The following is an 11,348-nucleotide window of genomic DNA, read 5'->3' as shown; positions in this document are numbered from 1 at the left end:
CCATGGCACTTGAAGGACAAGCACGCGCAAAATTTCTTTGCGACGCCGAACGCTGCATCGAATGCAATGCCTGCGTAACGGCCTGTAAGAACGAGAATGAGGTTCCCTGGGGCATTAACCGTCGCCGCGTGGTGACCATCGAAGATGGTACCCCCGGCGAGCGTTCGATCTCGGTAGCCTGCATGCACTGCTCAGACGCGCCTTGCATGGCCGTCTGTCCGGTGGATGTCTTCTACCAGACCGAGGACGGGATCGTATTGCACTCCAAGGATCTGTGTATCGGTTGTGGATACTGCTTCTATGCCTGCCCATTCGGCGCGCCCCAGTTCCCGCAGGCGGGCAACTTCGGCAGCCGGGGCAAGATGGACAAATGCACATTCTGTGCGGGCGGTCCGGAAGAAGACAATTCCCAGGCCGAATTCCAGAAGTACGGCCGCAACCGTATTGCAGAGGGCAAATTGCCACTCTGTGCGGAAATGTGCTCGACCAAAGCCTTGTTGGCCGGTGACGGCAACGAGGTGGCGGACATCTATCGCCAGCGCGTGGTGAACCGGGGATTCGGTTCCGGCGCCTGGGGGTGGGGCACAGCTTACGAGAAGAAGGGTGCGTGAGTTCGCATGAGGGTTCCGGGGCCTTTCGGGGGTCCCGGAATGCTTTGCGGCAACGATTCCTTCTTGTTTATTCCGTTGGAGTGCTCTCATGAAAGCAAGACTATTGAGTGTCGCCGTCCTCGCACTGGCAGCTCTGTTGTTCAATCCTGTCTGGGCGCAAGAGGCCCCGACCGTTGATCGCTCCTCGACAGGTGGCGCTCAAACCCTCGAAGACATCATGCGCCGTCAGGAACAATTGAAGGTCGACGAATCCTTTCGGTCCGAAAACCTGGGCAATCCCGCCAATGCGGCGCCGATCACCGGAGCGTTGGGTACCCTGGGAGGGCGCTCTGACGCAGACATCTGGCGCTCGGTTCGCTACAACAAGATCGATCCCACCGTTCAGTCACCCGGTCCCGCCAATGGCGTGATGATTCAGGATGAAGGCATTGCCTGGTACAAGCTGCGCGAAGGTCCCGTGATCACCTATGGTGGTGGCGCACTGCTCGTGATCATCGGCCTACTGGTGGTGTTCTATTTCGTTCGAGGCAGAATCATGATTGATGGCGGGCCTGCGGGTACCACCATTGAGCGGTTCAAGGCTGTCGAGCGCTTTGGTCACTGGTTGCTGGCCGGCTCGTTCATCGCACTGGCTCTGACTGGGCTGATCACCCTGATGGGGCGAACGTTTCTGATCCCGGTGATCGGACTGGACGCCTTTTCGACGCTGGCCACCGGCTCCAAATGGCTTCACAACAATATCGCCTGGGCCTTTATGCTGGGGCTGGTACTGACCTTCTGCATGTGGGTGGTCCACAACATCCCTAACAAGCTGGATTGGCAGTGGCTCAAGGCGGGTGGCGGTATATTCACCAAGTCCCATCCATCAGCGAAGAAATTCAACGCCGGTCAGAAAATCGTCTTCTGGGCCGTCATGGTGCTGGGTTTCTCGGTTTCCCTGTCCGGACTGTCCCTTCTGTTTCCGTTCCAGATGCCGATGTTTGCCGACACATTCGCGGTGATCAACAGCGTTCTGGGAACCAGCTTCCCGACCGATCTCGCGCCCCATGAAGAGATGCAATACGCGAACATCTGGCACTCGATTGTGGCGTTTGTGATGATGCTGGCCATCATTGCCCATATCTACATCGGCTCCGTCGGTATGGAAGGCGCGTTCGACGCCATGGGCAACGGGCAGGTTGATCTCGAGTGGGCTCGCCAGCACCACGACCTGTGGGTAGCTGAAGTTGAGGCCAAACAAGGCAAAGGAGGATCATCGTGAAGGTCATGATTTCCGCGTTTGTCGCAGCTCTGCTGATTGCTACGGCGGCACCGCTGGTGCTTAACCAGTTTGGCTGGTCGTCGGCCGCACAAACCAGCGCCGAGAGCGTTCGCCTTGACTGATCAGTCTGAGGTATACCAGATCGACGCCGTCGGTCTGGTATGCCCCCTTCCCGTCCTGCGCTTCAAAAAACGGATCAAAGACCTGCCCAGCGGTACACAGGTAGATTTTCTGGCGGACGACCCCACCGGCCGCAAAGACCTGCAAGCCCTGTGTAAGATCACTGGCCACCGGATTGAGTGGACTCGGGAAGAAAGCCACGGCGTTACCCGCTATCGAATTCGCCTCGCCTGATGGCCGATTTCGGAAGACACCTCAAGCTCGTAGAAAGAACGCATCTTTAATGGCCCCCACGGGGATGTTTGCGGGCCTCCAGATTCCCCAGCGACATCTGCACATCACGCTCGGACAGTTCTGGCAACTCTTCAAAATCTGACACCTGGGGAAAATCCGCATCAATGATGGTCGCGAGGGTGGTGTCTATGCAGAGGGTATCCGCTATGGCCTGATGACAACCGGGCATCAGGATTGCCCTGATCTCGCCGATTTCCCTGGTCCCCGTTTCCACATCGCCAGAGCGACTGGCGCTGATCACGGTGAGTTGCTCCCCCCAATTCACCGTGCGTCCGTCGACGGCCCTCGCTTCGATTGCCTTGCAGGCTGTCAGCGTTGCTTCAAGGAGCGTCCGGAAATTGGCAGATTTGGCCAGCCGCTCAGCTTTCTCGCGAGCGCTCCGCTGGTTGTCAGATAGCAGTAGGATGTATGGCGTATTATCCACGAACACACCCCAGTATTCGGTCATCATGGCTTCGGGCGTGGGATGGTATAGCCCGGCCGTCAATGTGGAGTGCTTTTTCCTTCGAGCCAGGAATGCCCCCTTGTTTTCACGATCCACTTCTTTTGCCTCGGTCTTTTCCGGTTTTCACTGCTAAAACGCCTTTTCGAGGAACGGCGACCGGGTTACTGCCGCCAACCCCCGGTGGCTGTCTCTTTTAACGAGGCCAAAAGATGGTGTTTGAAGAAAGGTTTTACAAACCGCAGGCAAACTGTTCTTAATTTTAGAACGCTTCGATCGGATATATATATTTTTGTTCACATAAAAACTTTCGGATACTACGCGTACACACACGTTTGATTCCGAGGCCCTCACATGTTCGACGTTCAGGCGATCGAATCCTTGTTCTACCTGCTGGTCCCGCTGCTTTACGGCGCCGGGGCCGTGGCGACGGGGTTTGCAACCAAACCGAACAACCTTCTCGTACGATCGCTGACCTTCAAACTCGCCTTCGTTTCCGCTGTGGCCGCCGCCATTACAAGTTGGTTGTGGCCCGTAGCTGGCGTCTGGTTCAGCCACGGGCCACTGGCCTCTATCATGTTGTTGCTGATCACTCTGCTGGGAATGGTGCTGGGGCGTTTCTCGGAACGGTATCTTGCGGGGGATCCGGGCCAGCGCAGCTTTATGGTCTGGCTGCAGGTGATCCTTGCCAGTGTTGCCTTCATCGCGATCACCAACCATTTGCTGGTGTTCCTCATCAGTTGGATCGCCATCAGCATCAGCCTGCATCAGTTGTTGATGTTTTTCCCCGATCGTCCGCGTGCCGCCCTCGCCGCCCACAAGAAGTTCATTTTTGCGCGCATTGCGGAGCTCTGCCTGGGCGCGGGGTTCCTACTGCTTTATGTTCAGTACGACACGCCGTTCATTGATCGAATCCTGGCACAGGTTTCAGCGTCACCAGAATTGCCCGCCGCAGCGCACGCTGCCGCGATCCTGATGGCGGCGGCGGCCCTCTTCAAATGCGCGCAAATGCCTTTCCACGGTTGGTTGATCCAGGTGGTTGAATCGCCCACGCCGGTCTCCGCCCTGCTTCACGCTGGCGTTGTGAACCTGGGTGGTTTCCTGATGATTCTGATGGCGCCTCTGATTGTCCAGGCAAGCGCTGCACAATGGCTTTTGCTGTTGGTAGCGGGCCCCACGGCGGTCTTTGCCAGCCTTGTCATGATGACGCGCATTTCCATCAAGGTGAAACTGGCCTGGTCGACTTGCGCCCAGATGGGCTGGATGCTGGTTGAATGCGCTCTGGGTCTATACGAGCTGGCACTCCTGCACCTGGTGGCCCATTCCGCCTACAAAGCCCACACCTTCCTCAATGCCGGCAACACGGTTGAGTTGTCGATGAAGAAACGACTGGTTGCGATCAACGAGCCCGGGCCGCGGCAGTGGCTAACAGCTGCTTCTTTTGCGGCCCTGTTTATGCTGCCGACGATTTTCCTGGCCAACGAGTCAGCGCCGGCGGATCTGTTTTCATGGGTCGTGCCGGGCATCGCGTTGACGATTCTGCTTTCAGAGTTCCTGTCTGCATCAGGCGGCGTTCTTACCCTTGGCAGGGGCTTACTCCTTGGAGCGGTTTTCTGGGCGTTGTACTGGCTGCAGAAAACCTTCTTTGGTCTGGTGCTGACACCACCCGATAGTCAGGCGGGCCTGGAAGCCGTGGGGTTTGTCGCTGTTCTTATCGCTCTGCTCGTGCGCGGCTATTACCAGATCCGCTATCACCGGTTCACCTCCGCAGGCGCCAGGCTCTACCGATTTCTGTTTGCCGCGGGCTACCTTGATGAGTGGTCCACACGCCTGACCCTGAAAATCTGGCCAGCAAAACTGCCTGATGTGGTGCGTCCCAGGGCCATGGTCAGCGTTTCTTCAACTTCCGGTTCCAGGGAGTCTGCATAATGCAAGCAAGGCAACTCGATCCATCGATTGAACAGAACAGACAGACACCGGATTGGCAGGCAGCTGTCTCGGATGCCTGCCGGCGAATCGCACCGTCCTGGCCCCTGGACCAGATGATCGCGGTCAACCCGTTCTGGGAAATGCGGGACTTGCCCTTTTCCAGAGTCGCCTCTCGTATGGCGGCACTCAATGGCACCTGCTGCCAGAATCAGGCAGCGCTTGATCATCAGGGTAATGGCGTAGTCGCCGCCGAGACCGCCAGCATGCCGGAGCACTGGCAGAACCTCAGCGCGCAACTGGATCGCAACCGCGATACCGCTCATCACGTGGGTTGGCAGGATGAGGTTGTACACCAGATCAGCCAGTTCTGCGGCGACTACTTCCAGCGCCTCGATGCGGGAGATTTCAAAGCGGATGCACAGGATCTGTATCACAGCTGGCTGGAGATGACCCGCGCGGACCGTGGCATTGCCATTGTTATGGAAGAACCATCCCTGCCTTCCCAATTTCAGGTTCTGCCCGATGATCATGAAAAACTGATCACCGACGCTTTCAACGCTCTCGCGGCGCAACCCTCCTACACTGCCGATTATGCCCACGCGCTGCTGTTGGATATCAACGGGTGGTCATCCTGGGCCGCTTACCTGCGCTGGCAGGCACGGCTGCGTGGCAGCGAGGAGGACCTTCTCCCGGGCCTTCTGGCCATCCGGCTGGCCTGGGAGCTGGCCATCTGGCGGCATGTCCAGCACGTTGGCGGCGCCATCTTCGCTGAGCTGAAACGGGACTGGCTGAAACAGTGGGACGCCTGGCCGGAAATGCAGGAAATCCATGAGCAGTCTCAAACCACAGGTTGGCACCAACTGAGAGAAGCGGAGGCCGCCTATCAGTCACAGCTGGCTGACAAGCTTCTGTCAAAGCCGGAAAAACCGTTGCCGGACGACGAGCCCCTCAAACTGCAGGCCGCATTCTGCATTGATGTTCGCTCGGAGGTCTTTCGCCGTGCACTGGAAGCCCAGGACCCTGCGATCCAGACACTCGGGTTCGCCGGTTTCTTCGGGCTGCCGATTTCGTATCGCCCCAAGGGCACTGAATTTTCCCGGCCCCAACTGCCGGGACTGCTGGCACCCGCGCTTGAGGTCACAGAGGCCGAATCCTCCGGCCGCTTCAGCCAGCAATCGTTGGCTAACCATACCCACTGGTCACAGTTTTCCAACGCGGGGCCGGCCAGTTTCAGCTTTATCGAGAGCATGGGGCTGGCCGGTCTGGGACGCATGGTGCGCAAGACCTTCTTCGGCAAATCATCAGCCAAGCCGGTGGACCAGCTCCATAAAGGACATACCAACTTCGAGATCCGCCAGAATGGCGCCCTTTTGGGAGCTGAAGAGAAAGCGGAACTGGCTGGCGGTATCCTCAGGGCCATGACCCTGACCGACCGGTTTGCCCCCACAGTATTGCTGGTTGGGCACGGCAGCAGCACCCGCAACAACCCCCACGCCGCCGGCCTGGACTGTGGCGCCTGCGGCGGCCAGACCGGCTCGGTGAATGTTCGTGTGCTTGCCGACATACTGAACGACAAGAACGTGCGTGCGGCCCTGGCGGAACAGGGCCTCTCGATTCCTCCCGAAACCCGCTTCGTGGGAGCACTGCATAACACCACCACCGACGAGGTCGAGTGCGCCGGTGAGGTTCCCGACGACATCCGGAAATTCCTGGCCAAGGCTGGAGCCCAGGCCCGTCGCGAACGCGCCGTTCGTCTGGGGGTCGCAAGCGAGAACGACGTAGACAGCGCCATCAGAAAACGCAGCCAGGACTGGTCCGAAGTACGCCCGGAATGGGGCCTGGCCGGCAACGCCAGCTTTATCGTGGCGCCTCGCTCGGCCACCCGGCACCTGGATCTTGGTGGACGCAGCTTCCTGCACGATTATCGCTGGCAGAACGATGAAGGATTCAAGATTCTCGAGCTGATCATGACGGCGCCCATGGTGGTCACCCACTGGATCAACCTGCAGTACTTCATGTCGGTCACCGACAACCTGCATTACGGCAGCGGCAATAAAGTGCTGCACAACGTGGTTGGCGGTCACCTGGGTGTGTTTGAAGGAAACGGCGGTGATCTGCGGATCGGTTTGCCGCTGCAGTCCGTACACGATGGCGAACGCTGGGTTCACGAACCCCTCCGCTTGAGCGTGTATCTGGCCGCACCGAAAGAAGCCATTGCCGAGATTGCCCAGAAGCACCAGGTCGTTCAGGACCTCATCGACAACGACTGGCTGTATCTGTTCCGGATTGACGATGAGCAAACCTCGATCGAGCGTTTTTACAAGAATCAATGGCAAGCCATTGCGGTCAGCCCGACCAGCAACCCGTGAGACCCTATGCCCGAAACCATCAAACTAGACGCAACACAAACGACTGACATCGAGAAAGCCGCCTCGCTGCTTCTTGCCGGCCACCTCGTGGCTATGCCAACCGAAACTGTGTATGGACTGGCGGCCGATGCCAGCAACGAACAGGCGGTCAGAAAAGTGTTTGAGGCGAAGCAGCGCCCTGTCGGACATCCGCTGATCGTGCACGTAGCCTCGCCCGAACGCATCAGATACTGGGTCGATCGGGTGCCAGAGGCGGCCGAAAAGCTGATCAACACCTTCTGGCCAGGGCCGCTCACGTTGCTACTTCCAAAGAAAAGCGACGTCAGCGATTTCATCACCGGCGGCAATCCCGGCGTGGCGGTCAGGATGCCGGCGCACCCGGCCACGGTGGCAACCATGGAGAAGCTTGGTCGGGATCTGGTAGCCCCATCCGCCAATCCCTATGGCCGGATCAGTCCGACTACCGCAGAGCACGTGCTCGGGGGGTTATCCGGGAAAATCGCGGCGGTTCTGGATGGTGGCGACTGTTCGGTGGGCATTGAATCCACCATTGTCGACCTGACCGGCGAAACCCCGGTCATCGCGCGACCGGGGCAGATCAGCCAGAGCGACATCGAAGCCTGCCTCGGAATCACACTGGCACCGGGCAAAGGCGCCAGCCAGGTGGTACCGGGAAGCGTAAAGCGCCACTACCAGCCGGTCACGCACACCGTTGGCGTAGCAACGGATCAATTCGCGCGGCTTCTACCAGAAATCACGCCGTCAGGCGAAAGGATTGGCGTGATCTGGTGGCAGTCAGCACCGGGCGAGTTGGCCTCCGAGTCCATCATGCTCAGCGCCGATCCGAACGAGTATGCCCGCATGCTCTACACCGCGATGCACTCAATGGACCAGGCGAATGTCGATCGAATCGTCATCGAGCTTCCGCCAAGGGAAAGCCGGTGGCTGGCCGTCCACGATCGGCTGGGACGGGCCTGTACCGAACAGTTCGGTTAAGCGGGCACACCCTGGCACCCGGGGCAATAGTACAGCCGCCGGCTGGCCATCATGGTTTTGACAAGCGGCGACGCGCAATCGTGGCAGCGTTGGCCATCGCGGTTAAACACCATGTGCCGGCGCTGACCGAACGTCCATCCTTCCTGTTTTAGCCGCTCTGCCCGCTCGGGCGAATTGGTGACGCCCTTCAACCGGTAGGTCCGCTGCACCAGTGTCAAAAACGCCTCGGCCAATCTCACCTGCTGATCGACATCGAGATCGCGAGGGCGGGCCTTCGGTGAGATACGAGCCTCAAAGAGGATTTCCGAGCGAAGGTAATTACCAATACCGGCAACGAAGCCCTGGTCCAGCAGCAAGCCACCCAGGTTGCGGCCCCGGAAACGCCTGTCGTCAAACACCGCCAGAAGCTGATCGACACTGACATCCTGATTGAGAGGGTCTGGTCCAAGTCGGGACAGATAGGGCACCGCACTTAATTCGTCGGGCCGAACCAGCTGGATATCGGACGCACTGTATAACCGGGCGGCTTTCTTCGATCCTATAATCGCAAATCTCAGTTGCCGATTGGTGCTCGGCTCCCGATCGGATTTGCCCATGCGCCACTTGCCATACAGCTGGTTATGGCTGTAAACGCACCATGGGCCGTCTTCGTCCGTGGCCTCAAAGAACACCAACACGGCTTTACTTCGCGCTTCCACCCTCTCAACTCTGCGCCCCCGAAGAGCGCTTTCGAAAGGCTTCAGGTGTTCAAAGGCAAAAAATACCGATTGCGCTGCCTTGCCGCCAACGGCCTTGTGAATGTCATCCACCATGCGCCGTATTTCAGGACCCTCGGGCATACTCGTCTCCGCTGCTGACCGGTCTGTGTGCATCACAGGTGAGCTTAACCGTACGTTGAGACCGGCGATTCAGAGTTGCCTGGTCACAAAGTTTTGCCCGGATCGAGGTAAGCCCTTTGCCCATCCTGCTCGTAGGTTCTGGTGTATTTAACGCACGAACAAGGTGAGGCATGAAGGACACCAGGCTGGCATTACTGATCGCAGCGATCCTGATTGTGTTGGCTGCGGTGACACGGGAGGACCCGGCTGCTTCGGAAAGCTGGGCCTCGACTCAGGTGGTACCCCTGGCATTTGCCGAAAAGCGTGGAGCCGATAAGTGGCCAACCTCGCAGAAAGAACGCTTTCTGAGCGACCCGGAGAACCAGATCAGATTGAGTCAGCCTGACAGTGTTCTGCGGAACGGACGTGGTCCCGGCGAGTGGCTGCCGACATCCGGTCAATGCGACTACATGGGCAGGTTTATGGCGGTGATGGAACGTTACCAGCTCCACCACCGGGAGCCCCAATGGCGGGACTGGCAGACGAAACGGCAGCGCTGCTATACCCAATTCCAGTAAAAGCAGCCCGGCGTTCCGCAGAGGGGCGGCCTAGCGTTTATCGTCAGGCCCAACCAGATCGGAGAGCTGCTTGCGCAGGCTGTCGATGTTGTCTTCACCGCTCTGCTTGAGCTCATCCAGTTTTTTACGGCCATCCGAGATCTTGTTCTCTACCGAGCGCAGCGCGTCCGATGCACTCTGCTGGATATCGGCGCTCGCCTTCTCGTTCTCGGCTTCGGCTTCCTTCGCTTTCGCCTTGGCTTTCAGGGAATCGGCTTGCTTTTCCCATTCCTCCAGCTGCGTTTCCGCCTTTCTGATCAGTTCGTCTTTCAATGACATGTAATGCCTCCTTTGCTTCGTTGGCGAGTGTCACGGCACATCCTCAAGAAATGAGCCCGGAAACGCAAGCTGCCCGGATCTCAACGCCGGTGATGTCGTCGAACAGTTAATCGCTATGACTTTCTTCGCTGCGACGACCCAGGAGCTAGCTCGCTTTACCTGATTTTTACACCCCGTTGACGGAGCCTCCACGAAAACCCTGCGATCATTCTGGACAACAGGATCGTTTCGGGAGTCTCTTATGACAACCAGTAAAGCCACGCTGGTACTCAGTGTTCTTGTGCTGACGTTGACCGGTTGCAAGGTCACTACCTCTGACAGTCTCCATTACCCGGATTCCGATGGCTTTGTATCCGGGCTCTTCTATGACGCACGGGATACCGGCCGGCACTACCCCACGAGCTCCTGGGCACTGGGCAGAGACACTGAGGCCTGTCGGAACGAACCTCTGTATTTCGAAACCCACAGCGGCCGGGTGCGGGTCTATGGCTCACCGGCCTACAGCGAGACCTCGTTCCGGGCTGCCGCGTCGGAGCTTGAACGCAGGGTCGACGGTGTGCTGAGTCGGTTCCAGTTGCGTTGGCCCGATTTTGTCGAGGACCGCAGCGCGGCAGTTCCCTATCCCAGACAGGTTATCGGCTGCCTCAGCCCAGAGGTGCCACACACTGAGTTTGTGTCGGCCTCAATGGCCGCCGTGGCGTTCAACCCGTATTACGGTCAGTGGCCCCATGAGACCGGCCAGTTTGTTGCCCACGAGCTGGCCCATTTCGTCCAGGAAAACCTGTCCCGGTATGATGCGGGTTACAGCCTTTTGCCCTACTGGTTCGCGGAGGGACAGGCCGTCGTTGCAGCAGGGGAGACCGTTGCTCCGGTGTATCAGCACTATGACTACGACCCCCTCTGGGATATCTCCGCCGCCGACGCTGCAAACACACCGTATCGCTTCGAGCATTACGGACTGGCGTACCGGTACCTGGAAAAAGCCAACGGCGCCCTGGCGATGACGGTATTGCTGGAAATGGTGCAGTTGCTGGACTGGGACGGCGGTTTCTACGGCGAGGTCAGCACCGGAGAGTCCCGGGCCTTTGTGGAAGCGTTCAATTCTGCAGGTTTGGTGGACCACCGAAATAACTATCTGAGTTTCCAACGATTTCGAAGCGACTATCACGACCTTCTGAACAGCAGTTATTAAGCAACCGGACCCTGAACTGGATTAAATTTGCCCAATCGGGGATAATTCGGCCCGTTTTTTAACCAGCTGAGTCGTTTGGTAGTCTCTGGTCATGACCATTTTAAGTGTTGTTCAGTTAATCATCTTTTCTGTTCTGTTGCTCAACACCGTGCACCTGATGCCGGCTTTCGGCCGTTTGCTCAAGGGCGCGCAATCGGCGTTTCAGTCCGGGTATCTGTGCGCCATGCTCACCCTGCGTCTGGCCCGCAATATCCTGGGCCTGATCCTGGTAACCGCCAGCACCGCACCCAACCCTGAAATCCATGCTCTGGTCCCCAAGGGCATCCTGCTGTTCCTGGTTCTGGCGGTACTCAATGCCGCCCTGACCCAGCACATGGAACGTATCCGGGTGGAAGAAGGCGCCCGTTTCTAGGCGCCTTC

13 protein-coding genes are annotated in these 11,348 nt (G+C 58.4%); 10 read left to right on the top strand and 3 right to left on the bottom strand.

What is annotated here, in order from left to right; all coding sequences use genetic code 11:
- The first annotated feature begins 2 nt into the window (after nucleotides 1–2).
- The 4 genes from fdh3B to SIC15_RS02030 all read left to right on the top strand — a co-directional run bounded on the left by fdh3B (nucleotide 3) and on the right by SIC15_RS02030 (nucleotide 2,226).
- Nucleotides 3–611 (top strand): formate dehydrogenase FDH3 subunit beta, encoded by a 609-nt coding sequence (gene fdh3B, locus SIC15_RS02045; protein ID WP_136629273.1) that lies wholly within the window; start codon nucleotides 3–5, stop codon nucleotides 609–611.
- A gap of 88 nt (nucleotides 612–699) precedes the next feature.
- Nucleotides 700–1,872, top strand: coding sequence for a formate dehydrogenase subunit gamma (locus tag SIC15_RS02040; RefSeq protein WP_412536973.1), 1,173 nt, complete (start codon nucleotides 700–702; stop codon nucleotides 1,870–1,872).
- Nucleotides 1,869–1,994 carry a hypothetical protein gene (locus SIC15_RS02035; protein ID WP_264754179.1) on the top strand — a complete coding sequence of 42 codons (126 nt, stop codon included), beginning with the start codon at nucleotides 1,869–1,871 and terminating at the stop codon, nucleotides 1,992–1,994. The genes SIC15_RS02040 and SIC15_RS02035 overlap by 4 nt, the downstream gene beginning before the upstream one ends.
- Nucleotides 1,987–2,226, top strand: a complete 240-nt coding sequence (locus SIC15_RS02030; protein ID WP_412536972.1) for a sulfurtransferase TusA family protein — start codon at nucleotides 1,987–1,989, stop codon at nucleotides 2,224–2,226. The genes SIC15_RS02035 and SIC15_RS02030 overlap by 8 nt, the downstream gene beginning before the upstream one ends.
- A gap of 46 nt (nucleotides 2,227–2,272) precedes the next feature.
- Here the strand turns inward: SIC15_RS02030 and SIC15_RS02025 are convergent, their stop codons facing one another.
- Entirely contained in the window at nucleotides 2,273–2,827 is a 555-nt protein-coding gene (locus SIC15_RS02025; RefSeq protein ID WP_412536971.1) for a hypothetical protein, read from the bottom strand.
- Between the two features lie 255 nt (nucleotides 2,828–3,082).
- Between SIC15_RS02025 and SIC15_RS02020 the strand changes: the two genes are divergently transcribed.
- The 3 genes from SIC15_RS02020 to SIC15_RS02010 are packed head-to-tail and all read left to right on the top strand — an operon-like array spanning nucleotide 3,083 to nucleotide 8,022.
- Entirely contained in the window at nucleotides 3,083–4,657 is a 1,575-nt protein-coding gene (locus tag SIC15_RS02020) for an NADH-quinone oxidoreductase subunit L (RefSeq protein ID WP_349343938.1), read from the top strand.
- On the top strand, nucleotides 4,657–7,026 hold the full coding sequence (locus tag SIC15_RS02015; protein WP_412536970.1) for a YbcC family protein: 2,370 nt from the start codon (nucleotides 4,657–4,659) through the stop codon (nucleotides 7,024–7,026). The genes SIC15_RS02020 and SIC15_RS02015 overlap by 1 nt, the downstream gene beginning before the upstream one ends.
- 6 nt (nucleotides 7,027–7,032) lie before the next feature.
- A complete protein-coding gene (locus SIC15_RS02010; RefSeq protein WP_412536969.1) occupies nucleotides 7,033–8,022 on the top strand; it encodes an L-threonylcarbamoyladenylate synthase in 990 nt (329 codons plus the stop codon).
- Here the strand turns inward: SIC15_RS02010 and nei are convergent.
- Entirely contained in the window at nucleotides 8,019–8,861 is an 843-nt protein-coding gene (nei, locus tag SIC15_RS02005; protein WP_412536968.1) for an endonuclease VIII, read from the bottom strand. The two genes, SIC15_RS02010 and nei, sit on opposite strands and share 4 nt — an antisense overlap.
- Nucleotides 8,862–9,031: 170 nt before the next feature.
- On the opposite strand from nei, the gene SIC15_RS02000 reads away from it, so the two are divergent.
- Nucleotides 9,032–9,418, top strand: coding sequence for a hypothetical protein (locus SIC15_RS02000; protein WP_069182738.1), 387 nt, complete (start codon nucleotides 9,032–9,034; stop codon nucleotides 9,416–9,418).
- A gap of 30 nt (nucleotides 9,419–9,448) precedes the next feature.
- Here SIC15_RS02000 and SIC15_RS01995 read toward each other — a convergent pair whose 3' ends face one another.
- Nucleotides 9,449–9,736, bottom strand: a complete 288-nt coding sequence (locus tag SIC15_RS01995; protein WP_136629978.1) for a hypothetical protein — start codon at nucleotides 9,734–9,736, stop codon at nucleotides 9,449–9,451.
- Nucleotides 9,737–9,977: 241 nt separating this feature from the next.
- Between SIC15_RS01995 and SIC15_RS01990 the strand changes: the two genes are divergently transcribed.
- Both SIC15_RS01990 and SIC15_RS01985 read left to right on the top strand, forming a co-directional pair.
- Complete coding sequence (locus tag SIC15_RS01990; protein WP_412536967.1) at nucleotides 9,978–10,928, top strand: hypothetical protein; 951 nt, start codon at nucleotides 9,978–9,980, stop codon at nucleotides 10,926–10,928.
- Nucleotides 10,929–11,019: 91 nt separating this feature from the next.
- Nucleotides 11,020–11,340, top strand: a complete 321-nt coding sequence (locus SIC15_RS01985; RefSeq protein WP_412536966.1) for a hypothetical protein — start codon at nucleotides 11,020–11,022, stop codon at nucleotides 11,338–11,340.
- Nucleotides 11,341–11,348: the final 8 nt, after the last annotated feature.

This window comes from Marinobacter sp. MIT932201, assembly GCF_047123295.1.
GTDB classification, from domain to species: domain Bacteria; phylum Pseudomonadota; class Gammaproteobacteria; order Pseudomonadales; family Oleiphilaceae; genus Marinobacter; species Marinobacter salsuginis.
Note: the sequence above shows the minus strand (reverse complement) of the source record. Positions and strands in the feature narration are given on the sequence as shown.

Excerpts from the sequence above, each read along its gene's own strand:
- SIC15_RS02020 (WP_349343938.1), top strand. The coding sequence starts at position 3,083 with ATGTTCGACGTTCAGGCGATCGAATCCTTGTTCTACCTGCTGGTCCCG.
- SIC15_RS02010 (WP_412536969.1), top strand. The coding sequence starts at position 7,033 with ATGCCCGAAACCATCAAACTAGACGCAACACAAACGACTGACATCGAG.
- SIC15_RS01990 (WP_412536967.1), top strand. The coding sequence starts at position 9,978 with ATGACAACCAGTAAAGCCACGCTGGTACTCAGTGTTCTTGTGCTGACG.
- SIC15_RS02000 (WP_069182738.1), top strand. The coding sequence starts at position 9,032 with ATGAAGGACACCAGGCTGGCATTACTGATCGCAGCGATCCTGATTGTG.
- SIC15_RS02040 (WP_412536973.1), top strand. The coding sequence starts at position 700 with ATGAAAGCAAGACTATTGAGTGTCGCCGTCCTCGCACTGGCAGCTCTG.
- fdh3B (WP_136629273.1), top strand. The coding sequence starts at position 3 with ATGGCACTTGAAGGACAAGCACGCGCAAAATTTCTTTGCGACGCCGAA.
- SIC15_RS02015 (WP_412536970.1), top strand. The coding sequence starts at position 4,657 with ATGCAAGCAAGGCAACTCGATCCATCGATTGAACAGAACAGACAGACA.
- SIC15_RS01995 (WP_136629978.1), bottom strand. The coding sequence starts at position 9,736 with ATGTCATTGAAAGACGAACTGATCAGAAAGGCGGAAACGCAGCTGGAG.
- nei (WP_412536968.1), bottom strand. The coding sequence starts at position 8,861 with ATGCCCGAGGGTCCTGAAATACGGCGCATGGTGGATGACATTCACAAG.
- SIC15_RS01985 (WP_412536966.1), top strand. The coding sequence starts at position 11,020 with ATGACCATTTTAAGTGTTGTTCAGTTAATCATCTTTTCTGTTCTGTTG.